The 24,695-nt window shown below is 71.0% G+C and carries 31 protein-coding genes; 19 read left to right on the plus strand and 12 right to left on the minus strand.

Annotation, left to right across the window (positions count from 1 at the left end):
* The first annotated feature begins 193 nt into the window (after positions 1–193).
* From ACLBYB_RS06320 to ACLBYB_RS06335, 4 genes are read left to right on the plus strand one after another with little or no spacing between them, the layout of a single operon-like run.
* Positions 194–667: a formate dehydrogenase subunit gamma gene (locus ACLBYB_RS06320; protein WP_447698269.1), complete on the plus strand. Its 474-nt coding sequence runs from the start codon at positions 194–196 to the stop codon at positions 665–667.
* Positions 664–2,223: a formate dehydrogenase beta subunit gene (locus tag ACLBYB_RS06325; RefSeq protein ID WP_447698270.1), complete on the plus strand. Its 1,560-nt coding sequence runs from the start codon at positions 664–666 to the stop codon at positions 2,221–2,223. Before ACLBYB_RS06320 ends, ACLBYB_RS06325 begins: the two co-directional genes overlap by 4 nt.
* Before the next feature lie 10 nt (positions 2,224–2,233).
* A complete protein-coding gene (gene fdhF, locus ACLBYB_RS06330; RefSeq protein ID WP_447698271.1) occupies positions 2,234–5,095 on the plus strand; it encodes a formate dehydrogenase subunit alpha in 2,862 nt (953 codons plus the stop codon).
* A gap of 9 nt (positions 5,096–5,104) precedes the next feature.
* On the plus strand, positions 5,105–5,398 hold the full coding sequence (locus ACLBYB_RS06335) for a formate dehydrogenase subunit delta (RefSeq protein WP_447698272.1): 294 nt from the start codon (positions 5,105–5,107) through the stop codon (positions 5,396–5,398).
* A 361-nt stretch (positions 5,399–5,759) separates the two neighbouring features.
* Here ACLBYB_RS06335 and ACLBYB_RS06340 read toward each other — a convergent pair whose 3' ends face one another.
* Together ACLBYB_RS06340 and ACLBYB_RS06345 are read right to left on the minus strand one after the other, a co-directional pair.
* Positions 5,760–6,422, minus strand: coding sequence for a 3-oxoacid CoA-transferase subunit B (locus tag ACLBYB_RS06340; protein WP_447698273.1), 663 nt, complete (start codon positions 6,420–6,422; stop codon positions 5,760–5,762).
* 24 nt (positions 6,423–6,446) lie between these two features.
* Positions 6,447–7,187 (minus strand): CoA transferase subunit A, encoded by a 741-nt coding sequence (locus tag ACLBYB_RS06345; protein ID WP_020090888.1) that lies wholly within the window; start codon positions 7,185–7,187, stop codon positions 6,447–6,449.
* Between the two features lie 304 nt (positions 7,188–7,491).
* On the opposite strand from ACLBYB_RS06345, the gene ACLBYB_RS06350 reads away from it, so the two are divergent.
* Together ACLBYB_RS06350 and ACLBYB_RS06355 are read left to right on the plus strand one after the other, a co-directional pair.
* Positions 7,492–9,327, plus strand: coding sequence for an AsmA family protein (locus ACLBYB_RS06350; protein WP_447698274.1), 1,836 nt, complete (start codon positions 7,492–7,494; stop codon positions 9,325–9,327).
* Positions 9,328–9,394: 67 nt separating this feature from the next.
* Positions 9,395–10,174, plus strand: coding sequence for a DUF1499 domain-containing protein (locus ACLBYB_RS06355; protein WP_447698562.1), 780 nt, complete (start codon positions 9,395–9,397; stop codon positions 10,172–10,174).
* A gap of 13 nt (positions 10,175–10,187) precedes the next feature.
* Here ACLBYB_RS06355 and ACLBYB_RS06360 read toward each other — a convergent pair whose 3' ends face one another.
* Both ACLBYB_RS06360 and ACLBYB_RS06365 read right to left on the minus strand, forming a co-directional pair.
* Positions 10,188–11,066 (minus strand): MBL fold metallo-hydrolase, encoded by an 879-nt coding sequence (locus tag ACLBYB_RS06360; RefSeq protein ID WP_447698563.1) that lies wholly within the window; start codon positions 11,064–11,066, stop codon positions 10,188–10,190.
* Positions 11,067–11,336: 270 nt separating this feature from the next.
* Positions 11,337–11,513, minus strand: coding sequence for a hypothetical protein (locus tag ACLBYB_RS06365; protein WP_170855067.1), 177 nt, complete (start codon positions 11,511–11,513; stop codon positions 11,337–11,339).
* A 205-nt stretch (positions 11,514–11,718) separates the two neighbouring features.
* Between ACLBYB_RS06365 and ACLBYB_RS06370 the strand changes: the two genes are divergently transcribed.
* The gene (locus ACLBYB_RS06370) at positions 11,719–11,895 is read left to right on the plus strand and encodes a DUF1328 domain-containing protein (RefSeq protein ID WP_007568853.1); all 177 of its coding nucleotides are present in this window, start codon (positions 11,719–11,721) and stop codon (positions 11,893–11,895) included.
* A gap of 148 nt (positions 11,896–12,043) precedes the next feature.
* On the opposite strand, the gene ACLBYB_RS06375 is transcribed toward ACLBYB_RS06370, so the two are convergent.
* A complete protein-coding gene (locus ACLBYB_RS06375) occupies positions 12,044–12,382 on the minus strand; it encodes a NepR family anti-sigma factor (protein WP_244435369.1) in 339 nt (112 codons plus the stop codon).
* Between the two features lie 174 nt (positions 12,383–12,556).
* On the opposite strand from ACLBYB_RS06375, the gene ACLBYB_RS06380 reads away from it, so the two are divergent.
* Positions 12,557–13,360, plus strand: a complete 804-nt coding sequence (locus ACLBYB_RS06380) for a response regulator (protein ID WP_012321915.1) — start codon at positions 12,557–12,559, stop codon at positions 13,358–13,360.
* A gap of 576 nt (positions 13,361–13,936) precedes the next feature.
* The gene (locus ACLBYB_RS06385; protein WP_447698275.1) at positions 13,937–14,200 is read left to right on the plus strand and encodes a hypothetical protein; all 264 of its coding nucleotides are present in this window, start codon (positions 13,937–13,939) and stop codon (positions 14,198–14,200) included.
* Positions 14,201–14,364: 164 nt separating this feature from the next.
* Here ACLBYB_RS06385 and ACLBYB_RS06390 read toward each other — a convergent pair whose 3' ends face one another.
* On the minus strand, positions 14,365–14,553 hold the full coding sequence (locus ACLBYB_RS06390) for a con-10 family general stress protein (protein ID WP_010683678.1): 189 nt from the start codon (positions 14,551–14,553) through the stop codon (positions 14,365–14,367).
* Positions 14,554–14,793: 240 nt separating this feature from the next.
* On the opposite strand from ACLBYB_RS06390, the gene ACLBYB_RS06395 reads away from it, so the two are divergent.
* A complete protein-coding gene (locus tag ACLBYB_RS06395) occupies positions 14,794–15,000 on the plus strand; it encodes a hypothetical protein (RefSeq protein ID WP_447698276.1) in 207 nt (68 codons plus the stop codon).
* 17 nt (positions 15,001–15,017) lie between these two features.
* On the opposite strand, the gene ACLBYB_RS06400 is transcribed toward ACLBYB_RS06395, so the two are convergent.
* A complete protein-coding gene (locus tag ACLBYB_RS06400) occupies positions 15,018–15,833 on the minus strand; it encodes an electron transporter (protein ID WP_447698277.1) in 816 nt (271 codons plus the stop codon).
* Between the two features lie 79 nt (positions 15,834–15,912).
* Between ACLBYB_RS06400 and ACLBYB_RS06405 the strand changes: the two genes are divergently transcribed.
* Positions 15,913–16,356, plus strand: a complete 444-nt coding sequence (locus ACLBYB_RS06405) for a cyclic nucleotide-binding domain-containing protein (protein WP_020090878.1) — start codon at positions 15,913–15,915, stop codon at positions 16,354–16,356.
* Here ACLBYB_RS06405 and ACLBYB_RS06410 read toward each other — a convergent pair whose 3' ends face one another.
* Positions 16,357–16,797 (minus strand): VOC family protein, encoded by a 441-nt coding sequence (locus ACLBYB_RS06410; protein ID WP_020090877.1) that lies wholly within the window; start codon positions 16,795–16,797, stop codon positions 16,357–16,359.
* Between the two features lie 171 nt (positions 16,798–16,968).
* On the opposite strand from ACLBYB_RS06410, the gene ACLBYB_RS06415 reads away from it, so the two are divergent.
* Positions 16,969–17,649 (plus strand): L,D-transpeptidase, encoded by a 681-nt coding sequence (locus tag ACLBYB_RS06415; RefSeq protein ID WP_020090876.1) that lies wholly within the window; start codon positions 16,969–16,971, stop codon positions 17,647–17,649.
* A gap of 48 nt (positions 17,650–17,697) precedes the next feature.
* On the opposite strand, the gene ACLBYB_RS06420 is transcribed toward ACLBYB_RS06415, so the two are convergent.
* Positions 17,698–17,991 carry a hypothetical protein gene (locus ACLBYB_RS06420; RefSeq protein ID WP_447680811.1) on the minus strand — a complete coding sequence of 98 codons (294 nt, stop codon included), beginning with the start codon at positions 17,989–17,991 and terminating at the stop codon, positions 17,698–17,700.
* A 211-nt stretch (positions 17,992–18,202) separates the two neighbouring features.
* Here ACLBYB_RS06420 and ACLBYB_RS06425 point away from each other — a divergent pair, with 211 nt between their 5' ends.
* Positions 18,203–18,706 carry a thermonuclease family protein gene (locus ACLBYB_RS06425; RefSeq protein ID WP_026604576.1) on the plus strand — a complete coding sequence of 168 codons (504 nt, stop codon included), beginning with the start codon at positions 18,203–18,205 and terminating at the stop codon, positions 18,704–18,706.
* Between the two features lie 13 nt (positions 18,707–18,719).
* Here ACLBYB_RS06425 and ACLBYB_RS06430 read toward each other — a convergent pair whose 3' ends face one another.
* The gene (locus ACLBYB_RS06430) at positions 18,720–19,838 is read right to left on the minus strand and encodes an AI-2E family transporter (RefSeq protein ID WP_447698278.1); all 1,119 of its coding nucleotides are present in this window, start codon (positions 19,836–19,838) and stop codon (positions 18,720–18,722) included.
* Positions 19,839–20,116: 278 nt separating this feature from the next.
* On the opposite strand from ACLBYB_RS06430, the gene ACLBYB_RS06435 reads away from it, so the two are divergent.
* From ACLBYB_RS06435 to ACLBYB_RS06460, 6 genes are all read left to right on the plus strand, one after another.
* Positions 20,117–20,425, plus strand: a complete 309-nt coding sequence (locus ACLBYB_RS06435; RefSeq protein ID WP_010683687.1) for an acyl carrier protein — start codon at positions 20,117–20,119, stop codon at positions 20,423–20,425.
* Between the two features lie 22 nt (positions 20,426–20,447).
* Positions 20,448–20,927: a 3-hydroxyacyl-ACP dehydratase FabZ family protein gene (locus tag ACLBYB_RS06440; RefSeq protein WP_447680813.1), complete on the plus strand. Its 480-nt coding sequence runs from the start codon at positions 20,448–20,450 to the stop codon at positions 20,925–20,927.
* Positions 20,928–20,945: 18 nt separating this feature from the next.
* Complete coding sequence (locus tag ACLBYB_RS06445) at positions 20,946–22,085, plus strand: beta-ketoacyl-ACP synthase (protein WP_447698279.1); 1,140 nt, start codon at positions 20,946–20,948, stop codon at positions 22,083–22,085.
* Between the two features lie 371 nt (positions 22,086–22,456).
* On the plus strand, positions 22,457–22,666 hold the full coding sequence (locus tag ACLBYB_RS06450; RefSeq protein WP_020090869.1) for a cold-shock protein: 210 nt from the start codon (positions 22,457–22,459) through the stop codon (positions 22,664–22,666).
* Positions 22,667–22,789: 123 nt separating this feature from the next.
* Positions 22,790–23,158: a DUF6481 family protein gene (locus tag ACLBYB_RS06455; protein WP_447698280.1), complete on the plus strand. Its 369-nt coding sequence runs from the start codon at positions 22,790–22,792 to the stop codon at positions 23,156–23,158.
* A 37-nt stretch (positions 23,159–23,195) separates the two neighbouring features.
* Positions 23,196–23,396, plus strand: coding sequence for a hypothetical protein (locus ACLBYB_RS06460; protein WP_447698281.1), 201 nt, complete (start codon positions 23,196–23,198; stop codon positions 23,394–23,396).
* A 10-nt stretch (positions 23,397–23,406) separates the two neighbouring features.
* On the opposite strand, the gene ACLBYB_RS06465 is transcribed toward ACLBYB_RS06460, so the two are convergent.
* The gene (locus ACLBYB_RS06465) at positions 23,407–23,889 is read right to left on the minus strand and encodes a GNAT family N-acetyltransferase (RefSeq protein WP_026604573.1); all 483 of its coding nucleotides are present in this window, start codon (positions 23,887–23,889) and stop codon (positions 23,407–23,409) included.
* A gap of 2 nt (positions 23,890–23,891) precedes the next feature.
* Positions 23,892–24,659 carry an NAD kinase gene (locus ACLBYB_RS06470; protein WP_020090865.1) on the minus strand — a complete coding sequence of 256 codons (768 nt, stop codon included), beginning with the start codon at positions 24,657–24,659 and terminating at the stop codon, positions 23,892–23,894.
* Positions 24,660–24,695: the final 36 nt, after the last annotated feature.

Below are 24,695 nucleotides of genomic sequence, written 5' to 3' on the forward strand. Positions count from 1 at the left end.
ACAAATCCTGACTGCCGATCGGATCTGAAAAATCGCGCTGTGGCAACAGGTTAAGGAACTGGCTCCGCTCCTCAGGCCTGCGGGTTACAGCTCGACAAACGTCCTTTGTCGCCCGACCGGACAGCGCGATTGATGCCATTCGGCATTTCTGTTCCTCTTCGCATTAGAACAGGAACAGACTGGGCTGGAAACCATGGCGCGTCACGAGCCCTGGAGCGCGGAGCGCGCATCCGGGATCATCGCCGAGCACACCCATCTCGAAGGGGCCACGCTGCCGATCCTGCACGCGCTGCAGGAAACCTTCGGCTACGTGGATTCCGGTGCCGTGCCGCTGATCGCGGACGCGCTGAACCTGTCGCGCGCCGAAGTCCACGGCTGCATCACCTTCTACCACGACTTCCGGGCGCACCCCGCCGGCCGCCACGAGGTGAAGCTGTGCCGGGCCGAGGCCTGCCAGGCCATGGGCTCGGACAAGCTGCACCGCGAGATCCTGGGCCGCCTCGGCTGCGGCTGGCACGAGACCACCGCCGACGGCAACGCCACGATCGAGCCGGTCTACTGCCTCGGCCTCTGCGCCAATGGCCCCGCCGCGCTGGTCGATGGTGAGCCCGTCGCGCACCTGACCGCCGACGCCCTCGAAGCTGTCCTGACGGAGGTGCGCCAGTGAGCGTCACGCTCTACGTTCCCCGCGACGCGGTCGCGCTCGGCCTCGGCGCCAACAAGGTCGCCCGGGCGCTGTTCGCCGGCGCCGAGCGCCGCGGCCTCGACGTCACCATCGTGCGCACCGGCTCGCGCGGTCTGGCGTGGCTGGAGCCGATGGTCGAGGTCGGCACCCCCGAGGGGCGGATCGCCTACGGGCCGGTGACGGTCAAGGACGTCGATGCCCTGCTGGATGCCGGCCTGATCACGGGCGGCGACCACGTCCTGCGCCTCGGCGATCCGGAGAAGATCCCCTACCTCGCCCGGCAGCAGCGCCTGACCTTCCACCGCTGCGGCGTGGTCGACCCGATCTCCGTCGACGATTACCGGGCCCATGGCGGCTACCGCGGCCTGGAGGCCGCCCTGAAGCTCGATGCCGAGGGCATCGTGGCGGCGGTGCGCGATTCCGGCCTGCGCGGCCGGGGCGGTGCCGGCTTCCCGGCCGGCATCAAGTGGAACACCGTGATGCTCGCCAAGGCGGACCAGAAATACGTGGTCTGCAACGCCGACGAGGGCGATTCCGGCACTTTCGCCGACCGGATGATGATGGAGGGCGACCCCTTCAACCTCATCGAGGGCATGACCATCGCGGGCGTCGCGACCGGCGCCACCCGCGGTTACATCTACCTCCGCTCCGAGTACCCCCAGGCCTTCGCCACCCTGAAGGAGGCGATCGCCAACGGCGTGACGGCCGGCGTGCTCGGCGACAACATCCTGGGCTCCGACAAGAGCTTCCACCTGGAAGTGCGCCTCGGCGCCGGCGCCTATATCTGCGGCGAGGAGACCTCGCTGCTGGAGAGCCTGGAGGGCAAGCGCGGCATCGTGCGGGCGAAGCCGCCGATCCCCGCGCTCAAGGGCTTCCTGGGCAAGCCGACGCTGGTCAACAACGTCATGACCTTCACCGCCGTGCCGTGGATCCTGGAGAACGGGGCCAAGGCCTACGCCGATTACGGCATGGGACGGTCGCTCGGCACCCTGCCGATCCAGCTCGCCGGCAACGTCAAGCACGGCGGCCTGATCGAGATGGCCTTCGGCATCACCCTCCGGCAGGTGATCGAGGATTTCGGCGGCGGCACCCGTTCGGGCCGGCCGGTCCGGGCCGTGCAGGTCGGCGGGCCGCTCGGGGCCTACTTCCCCGACCATCTCCTCGACACGCCCCTCGACTACGAGGCGATGGCGGCCAAGAAGGGCCTCGTCGGCCACGGCGGCATCGTGGTGTTCGACGACACCGTCGACATGGCCTCCCAGGCTCGCTTCGCCTTCGAGTTCTGCGCCACCGAGTCGTGCGGCAAGTGCACCCCCTGCCGCATCGGCGCGACCCGCGGCGTCGAGACCATGGACAAGGTGATCGCCGGCATCCGGCCGGAGGCGAACCTGAAGCTGGTCGAGGACCTCTGCGAGGTCATGACCGACGGGTCGCTCTGCGCCATGGGCGGGCTCACGCCCATGCCGGTGATGAGCGCGATCACCCATTTCCCCGAGGATTTTAGGCGCGCCGGCGATCTGCCGGCCGCGGCCGAGTGAGGAGACGTCGATGGGCCTGATCAAGGAGATCGACTACGGCACGCCGATCCGCGTCAGCGAGCAGACGGTGACGCTGACGATCGACGGCATGTCGGTGACGGTGCCGGCCGGCACCTCGGTGATGGCGGCGGCGATGCAGGCCGGGACGCAGATCCCGAAGCTCTGCGCCACCGACTCGCTGGAGCCGTTCGGCTCCTGCCGCCTCTGCCTCGTGGAGATCGAGGGCCGGCGCGGCACCCCGGCCTCCTGCACGACCCCGGCCGAGAACGGCATGGTGGTTCACACGCAGAACGAGAAGCTCGCCAAGCTCCGCAAGGGCGTGATGGAGCTCTACATCTCCGACCATCCCCTCGACTGCCTGACCTGCGCGGCGAACGGTGACTGCGAGCTGCAGACCCAGGCGGGCGTCGTCGGCCTGCGCGACGTGCGCTACGGCTACGAGGGCGACAACCACGTCCGGCCGAGCTCCGAGAAGTACCTGCCGAAGGACGAGTCTAACCCGTACTTCACCTACGACCCGTCGAAGTGCATCGTCTGCAACCGCTGCGTCCGCGCCTGCGAGGAGGTGCAGGGCACCTTCGCGCTGACCATTGCGGGCCGCGGCTTCGACAGCCGCGTGGCCGCTGGCCCGACCAACTTCTTCGAGTCCGAGTGCGTCTCCTGCGGCGCCTGCGTCCAGGCGTGTCCGACGGCCACGTTGCAGGAAAAATCGATCCACGCGTACGGCCAGCCCGAGCACGCAGAGGTGACGACCTGCGCGTATTGCGGCGTCGGCTGCTCGTTCAAGGCCGAGATGCAGGGCGAGCGCGTCGTCCGCATGGTCCCCTACAAGGGCGGCAAGGCCAACGAGGGCCATAGCTGCGTGAAGGGCCGCTTCGCCTACGGCTACGCCACCCACAAGGACCGCATCACCAAGCCGATGATCCGCGAGAAGATCACGGATCCGTGGCGCGAGGTGTCGTGGGAGGAGGCGATCGACCGCGCGGCCTCCGAGTTCAAGCGGATCCAGGCCAAGTACGGCAAGGATTCGGTCGGCGGCATCACCTCGTCGCGCTGCACCAACGAGGAGGCCTACCTCGTCCAGAAGCTCGTGCGCGCCGCCTTCGGCAACAACAACGTCGACACCTGCGCCCGCGTCTGCCACTCGCCGACCGGCTACGGCCTGATGTCGACGCTCGGCACCTCGGCCGGCACCCAGGACTTCAAGTCGGTCGAGAAGTCCGACGTGATCCTGGTGATCGGCGCCAACCCGACCGACGGCCACCCGGTCTTCGGCTCGCGGATGAAGAAGCGCCTGCGCGAGGGCGCCAAGCTGATCGTCGCCGATCCGCGCAAGATCGACCTCGTGAAGTCGCCCCACATCAAGGCCGACTATCACCTGCCGCTGAAGCCCGGCTCCAACGTCGCCTTCATCAACGCGCTGGCGCACGTGATCGTCACCGAGGGGCTGATCGACGAGGCCTATGTCCGCGAGCGCTGCGACCTCGCCGAGTTCGAGTCCTGGGCCCGGTTCATCGCCGAGGAGCGCCACTCCCCGGAGAACCAGCAGTCCTTCACCGGCCTCGACCCCGAGCAGGTCCGCGGGGCGGCCCGGCTCTACGCGAAGGGCGGCGCGGCCGGCATCTACTACGGGCTGGGCGTCACCGAGCACAGCCAGGGCTCGACCATGGTCATGGGCATGGCCAACATCGCCATGGCCACCGGCAACATCGGCAAGCTCGGCGCCGGCGTGAACCCGCTGCGCGGCCAGAACAACGTCCAGGGCTCCTGCGACATGGGCTCGTTTCCGCACGAGCTCACCGGCTACCGCCACGTCTCGGACGACGCGACCCGCGAGAGCTTCGAGGCCCTCTGGGGCGCCAAGCTCGACAACGCGCCGGGCCTGCGCATCACCAACATGCTGGACGAGGCCGTCGAGGGCACGTTCAAGGGCATGTACATCCAGGGCGAGGACATCGCCCAGTCGGATCCCGACACGCACCACGTGACCTCGGGCCTGATGGCGATGGAGTGCATCGTCGTCCAGGACCTGTTCCTGAACGAGACCGCCAAGTACGCCCACGTCTTCCTGCCGGGCGCCTCGTTCCTCGAGAAGGACGGGACCTTCACCAACGCCGAGCGCCGCATCTCGCGGGTCCGCAAGGTCATGGCCCCGATGGGCGGCTACGGCGACTGGGAGGGCACGGTGCTGCTCTCCAACGCGCTGGGCTACCCCATGAACTACAATCACCCGTCCGAGATCATGGACGAGATCGCCTCGCTCACCCCGAGCTTCACCGGCGTGTCCTACGCCAAGCTCGACGAGCTCGGCTCGGTGCAGTGGCCCTGCAACGAGAAGGCGCCGCTCGGCACGCCGATGATGCACGTGGACCGGTTCGTCCGCGGCAAGGGCCGGTTCATGATCACCGAGTTCGTGGCCACCGAGGAGCGGACGGGGGCGAAGTTCCCGCTGATCCTGACCACGGGCCGGATCCTCTCCCAGTACAATGTCGGCGCGCAGACCCGGCGCACCGAGAACTCGCGCTGGCACGAGGAGGACGTGCTGGAGATCCACCCGTTCGACGCGGAGCTGCGCGGCATCGTCGACGGCGACCTCGTCGCCCTGGAGAGCCGCTCCGGCGACATCGCCCTGAAGGCCAAGGTCTCCGAGCGGATGCAGCCGGGCGTGGTCTACACGACCTTCCACCACGCCAAGACCGGCGCCAACGTCATCACCACCGACTACTCGGACTGGGCGACCAACTGCCCCGAGTACAAGGTGACGGCGGTGCAGGTCCGGCGGACCAACCGGCCCTCCGACTGGCAGGCGAAGTTCTACGAGGAGGACTTCTCCCTGACCCGGATCGCCCAGACCCTCGACGCGGCAGAGTAAGAGTACCCGATGAGCGCCGTGACGCAGGCGGACAAGCTCGTCCGCATGGCCAACCAGATCGCGACCTTCTTCCGGTCCTACCCGGAGGAGGAGGCGGTGGCCGGGATCCAGAAGCACATCAAGGCGTTCTGGACGCCCAAGATGATCGCGCATCTCGAGGCCGCCCTCCCGGAGCAGGGCGATCGGGTCGACGGCTACGTGCGGCGGGCCCTGCAGGGCGACGAGCCGGCGGCCGACAGCCCGGTGCGGCCCGCGACCCGGAATCCGCAACTCGCGGGCGCGGGCGCCAGCGACGCGGGCTGAGCCGCCCGAGGCCGGGCGGGACCCACAGCCCACGCCACGCCTGGCCGGCGCGCAGTCACGCGAAGCACCCCTGTCCCGACTGGGAGCGGGGGTGCCTGGCGTTCGATGCGGTTTCCGGGTCACCGACCGGTTCCGCCATCCTCGCGAGCGGAGCGAAGCAATCCAGCAGCGCCACACTCTGCACGATGGCGCGACCCTGGGTCACTTCGCTGCGCTCGTGACGACGGAGCGCGCCGTCTGAACCGAGAACCGCCTGAGTCGATGTGGAAAGGCGTCAGGCGGCGGCACCGCGGGACGGTCGGGTGCCCGGCCGTCTCCCGCCCGGCGGACCCGGCGACGCCGGCCGCCGGGCCCCGAGGCGTCAGTTCTTCAGGACGACGGTGAAGTCGGCCTCGGTCTTCCCGCGGATCTCGTCCTCGGTGACGCCGTCGGCGAGCTCGATGAGCCTCATGCCGCCGTCGCCCTTCTTGTCGATCTCGAACACGCCGAGATCGGTGATCACCAGGTCGACCACCTGCGTGCCGGTGAGCGGCAGGTCGCAGGCCTTGAGCAGCTTCGGGCTCTCGGTGCCGTCCTTGTTCTTGGCGACGTGCTCCATCACCACGACCACGCGCTTCACGCCGGCCACGAGGTCCATGGCGCCGCCCATCCCCTTCACCATCTTGCCGGGGATCATCCAGTTGGCGAGGTCGCCGTTGCCGGCCACCTGCATGGCGCCGAGGATCGACAGGTTGATGTGCCCGCCGCGGATCATCCCGAAGGAATCCGCCGAGGAGAAGTAGCTCGTCGTCGGCAGAGCGGTGATCGTCTGCTTGCCGGCGTTGATCAGGTCCGGGTCCTCCTCACCCTCGTAGGGGAAGGGGCCCATGCCCAGCATGCCGTTCTCCGACTGGAGCTGCACCGACATGCCCTCGGGGATGTAGTTCGACACCAGCGTCGGGATGCCGATGCCGAGGTTCACGTAGAAGCCGTCCTCCAGCTCCTTGGCGGCGCGCGCCGCCATCTGCTCGCGGGTCCAGGCCATCGTTCTCGCTCCCTTCCCGTCCGATCAGTGCGTGCCGCCGCCGGCCGCCGCGGCTGGGGTGCTGTCGCCGCGCTTGCGCGTGGTGCGCTGCTCGATGCGCTTGTCGCGCTGCCCGACGTCGATGATGCGCTTCACGAAGATGCCGGGCGTGTGGATCGTGTCCGGATCGATCTCGCCCGGCTTCACGAGGTGCTCGACCTGCGCCACGGTCATCTTGGCGGCAGTCGCCATCATCGGGTTGAAGTTGCGCGCGGTCATCCGGTAGCGCAGGTTCCCCTCGGTGTCGCCCGTGTGGGCGTGGACCAGGGCGAGGTCGGCGAACAGGCCGCGCTCCATGACGTATTGCTCGCCGTCGAACTCGCGGACTTCCTTGCCCTCGGCGACCTTGGTGCCGACGCCGGTCTTGGTGAAGAAGGCCGGGATGCCGGCGCCGCCGGCGCGGATCCGCTCGGCCAGCGTGCCCTGCGGGTTGAACTCGATCTCCAGCTCACCGCCGAGGTACTGCCGGGCGAACTCCTTGTTCTCGCCCACGTAGGACGAGATCATCTTGGCGACCTGGCGGGTGTCCAGGAGCTTGCCGAGACCGACCCCGTCGATGCCGGCATTGTTCGACACGACGGTGAGGCCCTTGACGCCGGAGAGGCGCACCGCCTCGATCAGCTCGTCGGGGATGCCGCAGAGGCCGAAGCCGCCGCACATCACCATCATGTCGTCGCGCAGGAGGCCGGCCAGGGCCGCGGCGGCATCCGTGTAGACCTTCTTCATCGAATCGTCCTTTTCCCGCCGGACCCGACCGGCCGAAACCTCGGGACGCGCGTGTCCTCGCGCCTGCTCTTCCCGATTCCGCGCGCGAAATCCAGTGGTGCACCGCACCGGCCGGCGCGGTCCCGGGCGATCCGTAACCGGCACTGCGCTGGGGAGGGCAGGGCGGCCCTGCGCGGGCGCGGCAGACAAAACCGGCCGGGGACGCTAAGTTGCCCACTCGACGTGCAGACCCTGCCGGGCCGTGGCAGCCCGAGGGGCCGGCGCGGCGCCCGGCTTCCGGCCACAGCCGCCGCCCTCTCGGAGCATGATGTCGCTGCGCCGCCCGATCTTCATCCTCGCTCTCGGGAGCCTGATCGCGGCCGGCCTCGGCCTGCGCGACTGGCCCCTGGAGGATGGCCGGGCCACGGCCTTCGCCCGCCGCGCCTTCGACGCCTACGGACTCGGGCTGACGCTGCAGGGGCCCGCGCGCCTCGCGGTGCTGCCCTGGCCGCGCCTGACCCTCGACCGCGTCCGGCTCGCTGCCGGTTCCGACGGCCCGGTCCTGGCGGATGAGGGCCGTCTGACCATCGATCTCGACCCGCTGAGCCTCCTCGGCGGCCGCGCCGCGGTGAGCGGCTTCCGCCTGGAGGGCGCGCGGCTGTCGGACGATCCTGCCGGCTGGGACGCCCCCCTCGCGCGCCTCGCCGAGCAGGCCCGGTCCGGCGAGACGACCCGGCCGCGCCGGATCGTCGTGCGCGACGCGCGCCTCGCCGCCGGCGACACGGCCCGGGACATCGACCTCGACATCGCGTGGCCGCTCTGGGGCAAGGCCGCCGAGGGCCGCGCCAGCCTCATCTGGCGCGGCGTGCCGACCCGGATCGCCCTCAGCCACCTGCGTCCGGCCGAGATGGCCCAGCGCCGCGGAAGCCCGTTCACCGCGGAGATCACGTGGCCGGACGGCCGCCTCGCGGCGGACGGAACGGTGGCGCCGCCGGCGGAGGGGAGCGCGCTGCCCGTCATGTCCGGGCAGGTCCGGTTCGAGACGCGATCCCTGCCGGAGAGCTTGGCCTGGATCGGCCGCGATATGCCGCTGGCGCCGCTCGCCGGCGCCTTCTCGGTCGACGGCCGGTTCGAGACTGGCGAGCGGTCCGTCTCGTGGCCGAGCCTGCGCATCGGCCTGGGTCAGAACGTGCTCGAGGGGGCCGGCGCCGTCGCGTTCGGGCCCGGCAAGGCGCCGCGCCTCTCGGTGCAGGCGACCCTGGCGGCCGAGACGCTCGATCTCACGCCTCTCGTCGCGGATCTGTCGCGGCTCCTCGACCCCGCGCCCGCGTCGATCGCCCTGGCGCCCTTCACGCGCGGCGACCTCGACCTGCGCCTGTCGGCGGCCGAGGGGCGCGCCGGCGCCGTCCGGGTGCAGGATCTGGCGGCGAGCGTCCTGGTGCGGGAGGCCGCCCTGGAGGTCGCGGTGAACCGGGCCCGGATCCAGGACGGCACGTTCAAGGGGCGCGTCAACCTGACGAGCGGGTCCGATCCGGCCGCGACCGAACTGCGCACGCAGGGAAGCCTCGACCGCGTCGACCTCGGCGCGCTGCTCGGCGAGATCGGCGCGGCCCGCTGGGTGGTGGGGCCCGTGCAGGGGCATTTCGCCCTCGAATCCAGGGCCCGGGACACGGTCGGATTGCTGGCGCACCTGAATGGCCGGGCCACGCTCGCCATGGACGGTGGTGCCATCGCGGGCCTCGATCTCGCCGACGTCATCCACCGCAACGGCGCGGTGGCGTCCGGCGCCCTGGCGCGCCGCAACGGCCGGACGGCCTTCGAACGGGCCGTGGTGACGCTGCGCTTCGCCGACGGCGTGGGCGAGATCGCCGAGTCGGGTCTCCTGGGGCCGAGCGTCGGGGCGACCCTGCACGGCCAAGTCTCGCTGCCGGAGCGTCGGCTCGATGCCAAGGGCGACCTCGTCCTGCGTCCGCCCGGCGATTCCTCCCGCGGGATCCTGTTCGCGGTGACGGGCCCCTGGAGCGCCCTGACGGCTCAGACGGTCGCGCACAGCGAGATCCCCGACCCGGTCGGCCGGTACGGGGGCGCGATGCTCCCCGACCCGCTCAAGCTGCCCGCCACGCTCGGCCTGCCCGGCAACGCCCGCGCGTACGCGCCGTGACCGCGGCGCCATGGCGCTGGCTCCGGCCAAGCTCTAAGATCGGGCCTCGAACGCCTTCATGATCCCCATGCGCCGCCTGCTCATCGAGGAACCCGTGACCCGCGCGGGGCCGCTGGCCCGGCGGCTCGCCGTGTTCTCCGTCATCGCCACCGGGATCGCCCTGGTCCTCGTCCGGGATCCGCGCTCCGACACGGACGCCGCCCTCGTGGCGCTCGTGGCCGGGCTCGGCGTCGCGCTGCTGGCGGCCGCGGCCGCGATCTTCGCCTTCGTGCGGGTCTGGCGCGAGGGCGCCCGCGGTCTCGGGGCCGCCCTCGCCGGATTGATCTTGGCGCTGGCGGTTCTCGGCTACCCCGCCTTCCTGGGCCTGCGCGGCCTGCGTCTTCCCGCCCTGTCGGACATCACCACCGACATCGACAATCCGCCGGCCTTCTCGCGCTCGCGGGCGGCCTTCGCGGCCCGCGGCGGACGCTACCCGGCGAACCCGAGCCCGGCTGCGCGCGAGAGCCAGCGCGGCGCCTACCCGCAGATCGCGCCGCTGACCCTCGATATCGGCGCCGACGAGGCCTTCGAACTCGCCCGGCAGGCCGCCCTGAAGCGGCACTGGCAGATCGTCGAGGCGATCCGGCCGGGCGGCCGGACCGGCAACGGCCGGATCGAGGCCGTGGCGCGGGGGCTGATCCTCAACCTGCCGGACGATGTCACCGTGCGCATCCGCCCCCGCGCCGACGGGGCGCGGATCGACGTGCGCTCGGCCTCGCGGCTCGGCGGCCGCGATTTCGGCAGCAATGCCGACCGGATCCGGGCTTATCTCGACGACGTCGCCAACCTCGCCCTCGCGGTGAAGTGAGCCGCCGCGCCTCTCAGGCCGGCGCGTAGGTGCCGTCGAGGCGGGGGGCGCCGTCGCAGGACGCGAGCCCGCGTCCGACCAGATCCTCCAGGTGGGCGAAGACCGACAGCGCCGCCGCGCCGCGGAGCCGGGGATCGAGCCCCTGGTAGATCGCAGCGACGATGTCGGCGATCCGCCCGTCGCCGGCGGCCAGCCGCGCGCGGATCGCCGCCTCGCGCTGGCGGCGATGCCCGGCGAGCCCGCGGAGGAACCGGGCGGGCTCGCGCACCGGTCCGCCATGGCCCGGCCAGTAGACCGTCTCGTCGCGCCCGCGCAGCTTGTCGAGGGAGTCCATGTAGGCCCGCATCGCGCCGTCGGGCGGCGCCACGATCGTGGTCGACCACGCCATGACGTGGTCGCCCGAGAACAGCGCCCGCGCCTCCGGCAGCGCGAAGGCGAGATGGTTCATCGTGTGCCCGGGAGTCTCGACGGCCACGAGGGTCCAGCCCGGGCCGGAAACGGCGTCGCTCTCCACCATGATCCGTTCCGGCGCGTGGGCCCGGTCTGCGCTCGCGTCGAGCATCGGGGTCTCCGCTTCCGACAGGGCCCGCGCGGCCCTGTGCGGCGCGCATCCGACGATCGGCGCGCCGGTGCGCGCGGCGAGCAGCCTTGCTCCGGGCGAGTGATCCCGATGGGTGTGGGTGACCACGATGGCCTCGACCCGCTCGGTGCCGAGATCCCGAAGCAGCGCGTCGACATGGCCCGGATCGTCCGGGCCCGGATCGATCACCGCGACGCGATCCTGGCCCACCACGTAGGTGCAGGTGCCGCTCGCCGTGAACGGGCCTCCGTTCGGCGCGACCCGCCGGCGAATCAGCGGCGCGACCCGGTCCAGCCGGCCGGCCGGAGGCATCGACGGATCGAAGGTCAGGGTGGTCTCGTCGGTGTCCGCCATCGCGATCCCGTGCGATCGATACGGCGGTTCCTTGGACGGTTCGCGGCCGCGTGGCAATCGCCCCCGGGGCCTAGGGGATGGGAGGCCGCGGCGCGAGGCATTGTGGGATGGCGGCAGGACCTGCCCGCCGTCCTGCCGGTGATCCGGACGCAGGAGTGATGCCGTCCGGCTCCTGTGGTGGGACGCGGAAGGGGGCGCGTCCGCCCCGGGGTCGCGCGCGTCCCGCGATCAGTCCTGCCGGCGCGGTTGCCGTGCGCGCACGCGGACCGGTACGGGCGCCGGTGCCGGCATGAGACCGAGTGCGGCCGCGCGCAGGGCGTCGCCGGCCCTGTCGACGATCTCGGTCACGCGCGCCGCCATCGCGGCGGCCTTCGATCGAACGGCACTCTTGGCAGATTGCAGCATCGCAAATCCCGGATCGAGCCTTAAGACCTATCTTCGAACGCTAGCGCCCCTGTCTCGTTCCGTCACCCCATGTCGCGGCCGGCGCTCGCGCCCGCGGGGACTCACAGGACTTCGCGATGGGGGCGGAACCGGAGCGAAACCTTGGCGTTTTCGTGTTCAGAACGACGCGGCCCGCCCGCGTTGGTACTTTCTAAGGATACGAACCATGCTCGGTTGGGCCGTAACTTTTCTCGTCGTCGCTCTCGTGGCCGCTCTGCTTGGGTTCGGCGGCATCGCCGGCACCGCCATGGAGGCGGCCAAGCTGGTCTTCTTCGTAGCGATCGTCCTGTTCGCCATCTCGGCCGTCGTCGGCCTGATGCGGGGCCGTTCGCCGACACTGTGACCGAGGGCCGGAGCGGCCGGCTCCGTTCAGCGGGCCGGCGCACGGACCCACGGAAGAGCCGTCGCCGCAGGGCGGCGGCTTTTTCCATCGCGGCGCTGCCATCGCGCCTTTGCAGGGGTAGATTGTCCCGGTCACGGGACGAGCGGTTTCAGGCCTTGCGGTCGGCGCTGTCGAGCTTGGCGATCAGTTCGGCGAAGCGATCGGGTACGGGCTGCTGCGTGACCGTGTCGTACATCGCGCGCAGCTGCGCGGCGATGCGGTTCCGGGTCTGATCGCTGAGGCCGCCCTTGCTCCTGGCGCGGTCGGACGGGTCGGAAGCGGCCGTGCCGCCGGAGCTGTTCTCGGACTCCGACAAGCGATCCGAGGCGGTCTCGACGTGCGGATCGCGCGCGCGAAGACCGGCCTCCTTTCCCTGGTCCACCATCAACACGCCCCTTGTTGCCGAAGTCGGCCCGGCCGCATTGTGCTGCGGCTCGACATACGCCATGGCTGCGCCGGCAACGCCTGCGCGCCGGCATCGGTTCCGCTGGGGGGTGGAACGGAGTGCGGGCCTCCGCGTTGGGCGGTAGGCTGCGCAGGACAGAAAGCCGGCCCCGGCAGGCCCTCGGTGACGGATCGAGGCGCTCGCGGCCGGGCAACACGGCGAGGCACAGGGGATCTAATGTCGACATCGCAACTCGTGGTACAGCACCTGCCGTACCTGCGCCGCTACGCGCGCGCGCTCACGGGTAGCCAAGTGGCGGGTGACGCGTACGTCGCCGCCACCCTGGAGACCCTCGTCAACGAGCCGGACACGCTCGGTCGCAGCACCAACATCAAGGCCGACCTGTTCCGCGTCTTCACGCGGATCTGGAACTCGCTCTCGGTCAACGGCCGCAGCGAGCAGGTCCAGCACGACCTGCCGGCGGAGGTCCGCCTCGGCCAGATCACCCCGCTGCCGCGCCAGGCCTTCCTGCTCTCCTGCCTCGAGGGCTTCTCCGAGGAGGACGCGGCGATCATTCTGGGCGTCGACGTGTCCGAGGTTCGCGACCTCGTGGACGAGGCTGGTCGCGAGCTCGCCGCCGACATGGCGACCGAGATCCTCATCATCGAGGACGAGCCCCTGATCGCGATGGATCTGGAGGCGTTGGTCGAGGGTCTCGGCCACAACGTCATCGGTGTCGCCCGCACCCGCACCGAAGCGATCAAGATCGCCGGCGAGGGCAAGCGCCCCGGCCTGATCCTGGCCGACATCCAGCTCGCCGACGGCTCCTCCGGCCTCGACGCCGTGAACGACCTCCTGAAATCCTTCGAGGTGCCGGTGATCTTCATCACCGCCTATCCCGAGCGCTTCCTCACCGGTGAGCGGCCCGAGCCGGCGTTCCTGATCGCCAAGCCGTTCCAGCCCGCCAACGTCTCGGCGGTGATCAGCCAGGCGCTGTTCTTCCAGCAGACCGCCCGTCGGCGGGAAGCCAAGACGGCCTGAGCTGACGGCCTGAGATCCGGCCTGAGGTCAGGCTCGGCGGTTCGCCCCCGGGAGTGACCCGGGGTGCCCGCGACCGAGAGTGGCGACAACGAAAAAGCCCCGGCTCACGCCGGGGCTTTTTCGTTGTCGGACCGCGTGCCCTCATCGGTCGCCGCGCACAAAAAAACGGGCCGGAGAGAGCTCCAGCCCGTCGCGAAGGTTCCGGCCGATGCACAAGGGGAATGCGGGGAGGACCAGGTGGCCGGGTGCACAGAGAACGGGTGCCGGCGCCGGAGGTTCCAGAAGGGGCGCTTTTTCGTGGGGCGTGCCTTTTGTGCAACGAGCCGGGGCTGTGGATAGCGGGCGTGCGCCGCCGCACCAACAGCCGAGCTGCGTTCGAATACTCAGGCTTCGTAGACGCGAGACAGTCTAGGAACCTGCGATTGCAGGGCGCGTTGTACGAACATCCTGTCAAGCTCTCGCAATGAGGTCGGGGCGATGCTGCGGTCTGGTTTCATCCTGGGCGTGAGTGCTCCTGCGGCTCTTCTCACCGTTCTGGTCCAGCCGGTGGTTCGCGACACGGCGGATCGGTGGACGATGCCGGTCCCGACCACGCAGACCATTTCGGCGCCGCTGCCCGGGATGCGACCCGTGTCGCTGTCGATCAGCCCGACGCGGGTGGCGGGGGTGCAGCGCCTCGACAGCCGGAACGCCCCGGTGGCCGGCGAGGCGCAGGATCTCGAGATCAAGCCGATCCTGCGGCAGCCGCCGCGGCGCATGCGCGAGGGGTGCGAGGCGGCGCTGAGCTCCCTGGTCGGTCCCGAGGCGCGCCGCATGACCCCCGGCCGCTGCATTTCCTGATCGGCGCCGACAAGGTCTGGAAATCAGAAGGCCCCGCCGTCTCGGCGGGGCCTTCTGCTGTGTGGATCGGCCCTAGATCGCGATCCCCGGCCTAAACTTGAAACGAAAACGGCGCCCGTCCCGAGGGACGCGGCGCCGCTACGCGGTACGAAACGGCAGCGGCCTCACTCGGCCCGGCCGGTCCCTGTGGACTGACCGCCCTTGCGGCCGGCGGACGAGGCGAGCTCACGGTCCTGCGAGAAGGAGCGCTTCTCGGCCGGAACGCTGCGGCCGCCCTTGCTGGCGATCTCGCGCTGCCGCTCCAGGTCCATCGAGGCAAAGCCTCGCTTCGAGGTCGAATTTCCGGACGCCATCAGTTCCTCCTCAGGCTTCGCTTCACCCCGCAACAACCTTCAGCAATAACCAAGGTTCCTGTCCCGAGACCTGCTCAAGCTTCCGACAGCTAAGCTTGGCAGCAACCCCGACTTGTGTGCCGCGTTGGTCGACATTCGACCTTGGTTGAAGTCCGCGTCGGGTCCGACAGGCCCGGAGGCCCGGCGACTCGTCCCGGGCGGACGGCGCGGCCTCACGGCACGAGAGAAGGGTTTTCGCGCATGACGAACCGCAACATGGTCAAGGATGCCGCTCCGGGGGCACAGGCCACGCAGCCCAACACGCCGTCGCTGCCGCCGATGCCGGCGCCGGAAGATTCCGCCACCCCGACCACCCGCGAGGAGCCGACGGATTCGCCGCACCTGAATGCCAGTCTCAAGCGCGACGCGCCCCCTCCCGGGGGACAGGGGCTCTCGACGAAGCGCTGAGCCGGGCGAGGGCGTTCTCAGGTCCGGCGCCGGTGCGCGAGGCGCGTCAGGCCCGCGACGAGAAGGGCGATCACCAGGATCGTGACGATCCCGGCCACCGTCAGGATCCGCTGGATGAGGGGCGTGTAGACGCCGCGCGCGGCATCGTAGCCGTAGCAGAGCAGGGTGAGCCGGTCGGCGATGCTGCCGACCCGGCCCTCGCCGGCTTCCGTCAGGGCGAGGCGCAGGTCGCGCCCGGTCAGCGCCAGGGGCGACAGCACACGGGCTACCCGGCCGTCGGCGGTGAGGAGAAGCGCCGCCGCGGGATGCGCGAAGCTGTCGGTCCCAGCATCATAGACAGCTTCATAGCCCAGCGCGCCGGTGAGGCGCGCGAGCGCGGCATCCGACACGATGAGCGCCCGGGGCCGGACGGATCCCGCCCGATCCCCGAGCGTCTCCGTCAGCATGCGCCGGGCGGCCGCGGCGTCGTCGCGGGGATCGATCCCGACCAGCACGAGTGCGTAGTCGTCGATCGGCAGGCCGGTGGCCGCCAGCGCGTCCACCGACAGGGACAGCATGGGGTCGCAGACATTCCCGCAGGTGTAATCCACCGGCAGCAGAAGGGCCGCGCGGCCGCCCAGCGCCTGCCCGAGGGTGGTCGGCCGGTCGGTGCGCGCGTCGGTGGCGGCGAGGTCGAGCGAGGCCCGGGCACCCGGGGGCGGCGCGACCGCGACGCGGGCGAGGTCGGCCTGGACGAGGCGGGCCGCTGCCGGCTCCGGTGACAGGACGAGGCACAGTGCCAGGAGGGCGCCGAGACCACACCGACAGGTTGCGTAAGGCGCGGGGCTGGACAAGTGCCTGACGAACCGCATGGATAAGCGGGCCCGTCCGGCCCCGCCGTCCTGGGCGTGAGACCCGTCGCGGAGCCCCCGAATGACCCTCGACACCGAGGTTTCCTCCCTGAAGCAGGTGCCGCTGTTCCGCGAGGTGGAACCGGCGCGCCTGAAGCTCCTGGCCTTCACCAGCGAGCGGGTGCATTTCGAGCCGGGGCAACGCTTCTTCGCCCGCGGCGACGTCGCGGATGCGGCCTACGTGATCCTCTCGGGTACGGCGGACGTCAGCATCGACGGTCCCGCCGGCCCGGTGCGGCTGGCGCTGCTCGGCCAGGACGCCCTCGTCGGTGAGATGGGCATCCTGGCCGAGCAGCCCCGCTCCGCCACCGTGACGGCGCAATCCGCGGTGACCGCCCTGCGTATCGACCGCGGGGTGTTCCTGGAACTGCTGGCCCAGTTTCCACAGATCAGCATCGCCCTGATGCGGGTGCTGGCGCTGCGGCTGGAGCAGACCAATCAGGCGCTGGCCGAGAGCCGGGGCTGATCATCCCGCGTAGGTGATGAATTCCAGGAGCGAGCCGTCGGGATCCCGGAAGTAAACGCTGATCCCCGCGCCCGCGGCGCCGTGCCGCTCCACCGGGCCGAGTTCCACCGGGACCCCGGCGGCCTCGAGATGCGCGATGGCGGTCTCGATCGCGCCCGACCAGCGGAAGCACAGGTCGCTGTTGCCCGGCTGGACGGGTTTCGCCGCGACCGGTACCGGCTCGACGCCCGGCCCGTGGCAATTGAGCTGGACGCCGCCGAACCGGTAGGCGAAGCCGGGACCGCGCTCGAGGATCTCGGCACCCACCACGTCGCGGTAGAAGGCGTTCGAGCGTGCCCAGTCGCTCACGTGGATCACGCAGTGATCGAGGTGTATCGCCGGGCTGAGCGGGACATCGGGAGCGACCGTCGCCTCGGTGGGAAGAGTTTCGGTCTCGGCCATCGTTCACCTCCGCTCCGGGCGCAGTAGAGCACCGCTGCGATTCAGAATTAGGGCACAACCGTGGCCGTGGGAGCGGCCCGCGCACGGCCGGCTGCGGCGCAAAAGCTACATCGTCACAGGCGCAGAGGCGGTAGGCATGGCGCGACGACCGTATCCCGCACGACAGGACCTATGATCGCCACGCTTCCCTCGGCCTGGAGCCGCCTGCGCCGGATCGTTCTCTCGCGAATCCTCCTCGCCGTCGTGGCGATCGCGCCCCTCGCGGCCTGCCAGACCCGTCCGGTCCAGGTCGCCCAGGACGACGAGGCGGCGTGGTACGTCGGCAGCAAGCCCGACAAGCCCTTCGACATTCCGCTGGTCGACACCCAGCGCCTCGATCCGAAGTACCGCCGCCAGCAGGTGAGCTACAACGGCCCCGAGCAGCCGGGGACGATCGTGGTCGACATCGACAAGCGTCAGCTCGTCCTGGTCCAGGCCGACGGCACGGCGATGCAGTACGGTGTCGGCGTCGGCAAGGCCGGTTTCTCCTGGAAGGGCGAGGCTCGGGTCGGGCGCAAGGGCGTCTGGCCGGACTGGAGCCCGACCGTCACGATGGTCTCGCTGCATCCTGACCTGCCGCGCACCCGCAAGGGCGGCCTCGACAATCCCCTCGGCGCGCGCGCCCTCTACCTCTACCAGGGCAACCGCGACATCCTGTTCCGCATCCACGGCACCAACGAGCCGTGGAGCATCGGCGAGCAGATGTCGTCAGGCTGCGTCCGGATGCTGAACGAGGATATCGCCGACCTGTATGAGCGCGTGCCGGTGGGCACCCGCGTGCTCATCAAGCGCAACGGCAAGTACAGGACCTGATCGGGCAGGTGCCGGACCTGAGCGGGCGAGGCGCGGATTCCTGACCGGTCAGCCGGCCGGCGTCCCCGCGGCCGACGCGTCGCGGACCTCGCCGGAGACCCGCTTGGCGAGGCGGTCCAGAGCCGCTCGATCCAGATCGCCCCGATCCGGGCCGCCGGGGGCCGCGGCCGGCTCGCCCGGTCGACCGTCCGGCCCCATGCCGTCGCTGGCCAGCACCGCGGCGGTGGTCAGGCCCGGACTGGTCCGGTCCGTCGGCCGCTCCGGGCCGATCGCGAGGCCGGCCCAGACGAGGAGAGCCGCGCACAGGGCCAGGCTGGCCAGCAGGGTCTTGAGAAAGGTCATGTTTCATAACGAGCGGCTCCGGGCCGTCGTTCCGTTGCCAAGCTTCGCTCCGACGGGCGGAACGCTTTGGCAACCACGGCGGTCGAAACTCGGCATCGCGCTCTCGAGGCCGATTCGGTCGCCCGGCAAATTCGCCACATTGGCCGGGCACCGTCGCGGCCTCGACGCCCCCGTCACCAGCTGACTCGCCACGCGCGTGGACATTCCCGCTATGATCAGACCGATGCTCGCCCTGCTCCTCCTCTGCGGCCCCGCGGCCGCGGCCGGGACGGTCAGCGGCCCCGCGACCGTGATCGACGGTGACACGATCGAGGTGCAGGGCACGCGTATCAACCTTTACGGTATCGACGCTCCCGAGACCGCGCAGCGCTGCGAGACCGCCAATGGCCAGGAGTATCGCTGCGGCAGCAAGGCCGCGCAGGCCCTGCGCGCGCGGATCGGCGGCGGCGCGGTCACGTGCGAGCGGCGGGAGGGCGGCGTGCCCGGTCGCGTCACCGGGATCTGCCACGTCCACGGCGAGGACCTGTCCGCCTGGATGGTCGGACAGGGCTTGGCGCTGGCCAACCGTCAAGTGACGGCTCCCTATATCCGCCAGGAGGGCCACGCCTGGGCGACCCGCCGCGGCATCTGGGCCGGCACCTTCGAGAAGCCGGCCGACTGGCGCCAGGACCGGCGCCGAGTCGAGGCCGCGGCCGGCACGAGCGCGGCCGACTAGCCGCTCCGGCGGCTCAGGCCGTCGCGTCCTGTCCCTCGGTGAATTCCCGCCAGAGGAGGACCAGGGCGGCCATCACGGCCGGCCCGAGGAACAGGCCGAGGAGCCCGAAGGTCTCGACGCCGCCGAGGATGCCGAGGAGCACCCACAGGAAGGGCAACTTGGTCGTGCCGCCGATCAGCGCCGGGCGGATGAAGTGGTCGGCCACGAAAGTCACGACGAGGCCCGCCGCCGCCACCACGAGAGCCGCCGTCACCGACCCGGCCGCCACCAGGAGGAGCGCCGCGATCGCGATGGCCACGGCGGCGCCGAACGGGATCATCGCCGCCACCGCCGTGAAGGCGCCGAGCAGGACCGGGTGGGGCACGCCCGCGAAGTGGTAGACGATCCCGAGCACGAAGCCCTCGCCGAGGCCGACCAGCACCAGCCCGTCGACCGTGCCGTGCACGGAGGCCACCATCTGGCGGGCGACGCGCTCGCCGCGCGGCCCGAACAGCCGGTGGCAGGCGGTGAGCGACTGCTCCCGCACCGTCCGCCAGTCGCGGAACAGGAAGAACAGCGCCACGAGGCTGAAGCCGAACAGGACGATGCGGTGCAGCACCTCGCGGCCGACATTGCGGGAGGCCCCGAGCACCGAGTGGTTCTCGAACCGGCGCAGCAGGTCGGAGCCCGCCTGCGCGTGGCCGAGATTGTCGTTCCACCACGCGGTCGCCTGCGCGGCGCCGTAGGGCAGGTGCTGCAGGAATTCCGGCGCCGGCACCCCGTTCGCCTCGGCGTTCCGAACGAACTCGGCCACGTCGTGGGCCTCGCGGGCGGCCTGGATGCCGAGGATCGCGAGCGGCGCCAGGAAGACCAGCGCCACGGCCGCGGTCATCAGCGTGGGCAGGAGGATGTTGTGCTTGCCCGGCGGGAAACGGTGCTCGAGCCGCTGGTAGACAGGCCAGAGGGCGATCGCCAGGACCACCGCCCAGGCGAGCGCCGGCAGGAACTCGTGCAGGATCCAGAGGCCGAGCGCCGTCAGGGTCAGGACCAGCAGGACCCGGGCCGCTCCCTGGGAGCGCGCGCGCTCCTGCGGCGGCAGGGGCGGCGTCTCGACGCGCGCCGGCGGGGCGGCGGGCTTGGTGATCGGTGGCATCCGTCTGGTCTCCTGAGGACGCGCCTCGTCTCGCCGTCAAGCTAGGGCCGGCGCGTCCGGAGCGTACGCGCGTCCCCGCAGCCGGCGGCGCACGCCTGTGGACAGGCGCTGAAACGCCGGGGAAGCGCCGCGGTTGCCGCTTCTGACACCCTCGTGTAGAGGTCGCCGCCATTCGACCGGGCCGCGTTCCAGGCCCCGTCCACGCGTCGGGCGGCCGCCCGGGCGGCGAGGGGGCTCCCGCACGACCGATCCGGAACTCGAACAGCCCGCGAGAAGACATGTCCGACGAGCCCGCCCACGGCAGCGCCACCTTCGAGCGCGTGGCCGACATCATTGCCGAGACCGCCGACATCCCGCGGGACAAGATCACGCCCGAGAGTCACGCCATCGACGACCTCGGCATCGACAGCCTCGCCTTCCTCGACATCGCCTTCGCGGTCGACAAGGCCTTCGGGATTAAGCTGCCACTCGAGCGGTGGACCCAGGAGGTCAACGAGGGCAAGGTCCCGGCCGAGGAGTACTTCGTCCTCAAGAACCTGTGCGCGCGCATCGACGGCCTCGTGGCCGAGAAGGCCGCCAAGGTCTGAACCGAGGCCGATCCGACCCGTCATGCGCCTCGAATACTTCGAGATGATCGACTCCGTGCGGCTCCTCGACAGGGCCGCCGGCCGCATCGAGGCGCTCGCCCGGGTGCCGATGGCGAGCCCGGTCTTCGAGGGCCACTTCCCCGGCCACCCCCTCGTGCCGGGGGTCCTCCTGACCGAGACGATGGCCCAGGCCTCCGGGTATCTCGTACTCGCCCATCTCGACTTCGCCCGGATGCCGTTCCTCACCGGGGTCGACAAGGCGCGCTTCCGGTCCTTCGTCGGGCCCGGCGCGGACCTCCTCGTCACGGCCACCCTCGAGCACGACGGCTCGGGCTACGCGGTCACCAGGGCGGCGATCAGCCACGACGGCAAGGCGCTGTGCGACGCGGAACTCCGCTTCCGCACCATGCCGTTCCCGGACGGACTCGACGCGCCGATGCGCGAGCGCGCGCGGACCATCGGCCTGCTCCCCGATCCGGCTCCGGCCGAACGCGAGCCCTGAGCCAGCCATGAGCCAGCCATGAGCCGCCCCGTCGTCGTCACAGGCCTCGGCCTCGTCTCTTGCGCGGGCGAGGGCGTCGACGCCCACCTGGCCGCCCTCGCCGGGGAGGCGGCCCCGCGCACCGACAGCGAGACCTTCGCGCCCTATCCGGTCCATCCGGCCCCGGCGATCGTCTGGGACGGCCAGATCCCCAAGCGCAGCGACCAGCGCCAGATGGAGGCGTGGCAGCGGCTCGGCGTCTACGCCGCCGGCCTCGCGCTCGACGCGGCGGGCGTGAAGGACGACGCCGCCTTCAAGCAGGCGCTTCACCTCGTCGTGGCCGCGGGCGGCGGCGAGCGCGACTACGCGGCGGACGGAGCGATCCTGACCGGCCTGCGCGACGCCGCCGATCCGGGCGCCTACCTGAACGAGCGGCTCCAGAACGATCTCCGCCCGACCCTGTTCCTCGCCCAGCTCTCGAACCTGCTCGCCGGCAACATCGCCATCGTGCACGGGGTGACGGGCGCCTCGCGCACGTTCATGGGTGAGGAATCCGCCGGGGTCGACGCCCTGCGGATCGCCCAGGCGCGGGTGGCGTCGGGCCAGATCGACGCGATTCTGGTCGGCGGCTCCTACAGCGCAGAGCGGCCGGACGTTCTGGTGATCCACGAGATGGGCGGCTACCTCGCCCGCGACGCCTACCGCCCGGTCTTCGCGCGGGGCGAGTCCGGTGGCGGAGCGGGCGGGTTCATCCTCGGGAGTTGCGCGGCCTTCCTGATGCTCGAATCCGCCGCTCACGCCGCGGCGCGCGGCGCCCGCGCCCTGGCCCGGCTGGAGCCGGTGGCGAGCGATCGGACCCGGCGCGCGCCGGGCAGTGTCGCCGGCAACCTCGAGACGCTCTGGCGACAGGCCGGCCTCTCGGCTCCCGACACCGTCCTCTCCGGCGCTACCGGGGTGGCCCCGATCACCGCGGAGGAGCGCGGCGCGCTGGCGCGGCTCGCACCGGGCGCGCGCCTGCGCGCCCTCGGGGACGTGATCGGGCACGGGCTCGAAGTGGCGGCGCCGTTCGGGGCGGCCCTCGCCGCCGCCCTCGTCGCCGCCGGCGGTGCGCGCGAGGTCGCCGTGACGGCCGTCGGCCACCGGCGCGGCGAAGGGATCCTGCGCCTCGTCCCGGCCTGAGCGAACCCGCGTCACGGGGCGCATGTCGGCCGCGTCCGATCGTCCGGTCGGCAGCACAGCTTTCGCGCGGATGCGCCGTATTGAAATCCCTTATCCCGTTGTTCAAGCGACCGTTCCGGCGCCGCTCAACCGGAATTTCCGGAAAGAGTTTCCCGCATCGCTGCGGCGCTGGCCGAGGGAAATATTTCTCTGCGCTTGCCAAAGAACCGCCGGCGGTCTACTTCTACCGCATCGGCACGTGTCCGGATATCTTGGACCGTTACGCCTTCGCAGGGCGGTTCTGACTTTCCTATCGCTATCGGTCGATGCCGGCGCCCCCTCGTTCGGGCGGGTGCCATCTCTCACTATGCCTGCGAAGATCAAGGACTTCCATGAGCACCGGAACCGTCAAGTGGTTCAACGAGACCAAGGGCTACGGCTTCATCCAGCCGGATGACGGCGGCAAGGACGTGTTCGTCCACATCTCGGCCGTCGAGCGCGCCGGCCTGCGCGGCCTGAACGAGGGCCAGAAGGTCACGTACGAGCTGGAGACCGACCGTCGCAGCGGCAAGCAGTCCGCCGGTCAGCTCCAGACGGCCTGATCGCCGTCCTCAGCGTTTCTCCGGAAGCCGCTCCTCTGGGAGCGGCTTCTTCGTATCTGCCATCGTGTTTCTAACCCCCCTCTGCGGGTGACGGCCTTCGCCGCACCCGATCCAGGAGTGTCTGTGAGCTTTTTGAACAAGCAGGGTGTCGCCGATCGCCTCGAGACCGCCGCCAAGGCGCGCTCCGAGATGCTGGCCCGGTTCCGGGCCCGCCCGTCCGCCGACGACCCGGCCGTCCTCGCCCGCCAATCCGCCCGCCGCGCTGTGGTCGATGCCCGCGAAGTCCGCGCTGCCGAGCGCGCCGCCCAGCGTCAGGCCGAGATCGAGCGCGCCGCCGCCCTCGCCGAGGCGGAACGCCTCGCCGAGATCGAGCGCAAGCACGCCGAGCAGCTGGCCGCCCAGGAGCGCGCCAAGGTCCTGCAGGCCGAGCAGAAGGCCCAGCGCGACGCGCGCTATCTCGCCCGCAAGGCGAAGGCTCAGAAGAAGCGCTGAGGCGCGTTCCGCAGCGATGCCCGTCCAGGAGCTCGGCATGTCCCACAAGTTCAAGGTCGGCGAGCGCGTCTGCCGCTCCCGCCTGGGCATCCCGGGCGAGACGGGCGAGGCCGAGGTGTTCGAGATCCTGCGGCTGATGCCGGCGGATCAGACCGGCGAGCCGAGCTATCGGATCCGGACGAAGACCAGCGAGCGGGCGATCCGCGAGGGTGATCTCGTCGCCGCCCCGCAGGCCTGATCCGGACGCCTCAGAGCGTCCGGAACATCACCAGCGCGTCGACCGGCCCGAGCGTCGGGTGCCGGAAGGCGCCCGGCAGCCGGCCGACCACGTCGAAGCCGAAGCTCTCCCAGAGCCGGACGGCCCGGGCGTTGGTGCTCACTACGAAGTTGAACTGCATCGCCGCGAAGCCCCGCGCCCGCGCCCGATCGAGGGCGTGCGCGCACATGGCCCGCGCGACCCCGCGGCCGAGGGCGGCCGCTCCCGTCATGAAGCCGCAATTGGCGACATGGGCGCCTCCGCCAGCCTGGTTCGCGCGCAGGTAATACGTGCCGAGCACCGTCCCCGCCTCCTCGGCCACGAAGGTCTCGCGGTCGGGGCCGGTCCAGTACGCGAGGGCCTCGGCCTCGCCGAGGTCGCGGTCCAGCGCGTAGGTCTCACCGGCCCGGATGGTCGGCACGATGATGCCGGTGATGGCCGCGTGGTCGGCCGCCTGCGCGGCCCGGATGTGCAGACTCACCCGAATTGCTCCCGCAGGATGCGCTCGTCGAGGCTGTGGCCGGGATCGTGCAGCAGCACGAGCTCGGTGGCGCGGTCGAGGGACGTCTCCACCGTGCAGACCCGGCGGAACTCCGTGTGGTCGGCCACCGCCGCGACCGGGCGGTGGGGGGCGTCGAGGACGTCGATCCGGATCCGGGCGTAGTCCGGCAGAAGTGCGCCGCGCCAGCGCCGGGGGCGGAAGGCCGAGATCGGTGTCAGCGCCAGAAGCTTGGCGTCGAGCGGTAGGATCGGTCCCCCGACCGACAGGTTGTAGGCCGTGGAGCCCGCCGCGGTGGCGACGAGCACGCCGTCGGCGATCAGCAGGTCGAGCCGGACATTGCCGTCGACGGCGATCTTCAGCTTGGCGGTCTGGTGGGTCTGGCGCAGCAGGTAGACCTCGTTGATCGCCCGCGCCCGGTGGGATCGGCCCTCCGTGTCGAGCACGTCCATCACGAGCGGGTGGATGACGCTGCGCTGGGCGTTCTCCAGATGCTCCAGGAGGTCGTCGTCGCGGAACTCGTTCATCAGGAAGCCGACCGTGCCGCGGTTCATCCCGTAGATCGGCTTCGGGTGGTCCATGAAGCGGTGCAGCACCTGGAGCATCAGGCCGTCACCGCCCAGGGCCACGACGACGTCGGCCTCCTCGGGCGGGACGTGGTCGTAGCGCCGCATCAGGGCGGCCGCGGCCTCGCGGGCGTAGCCGGTCGGGCTCGCCACGAAGGCGATCTTCTGGAAACGCGGCATGGATCAGGCGCAGCCGCGCAGGCGCGTCGGGATCGC

It is taken from the genome of Methylobacterium sp. D54C (assembly GCF_053345595.1).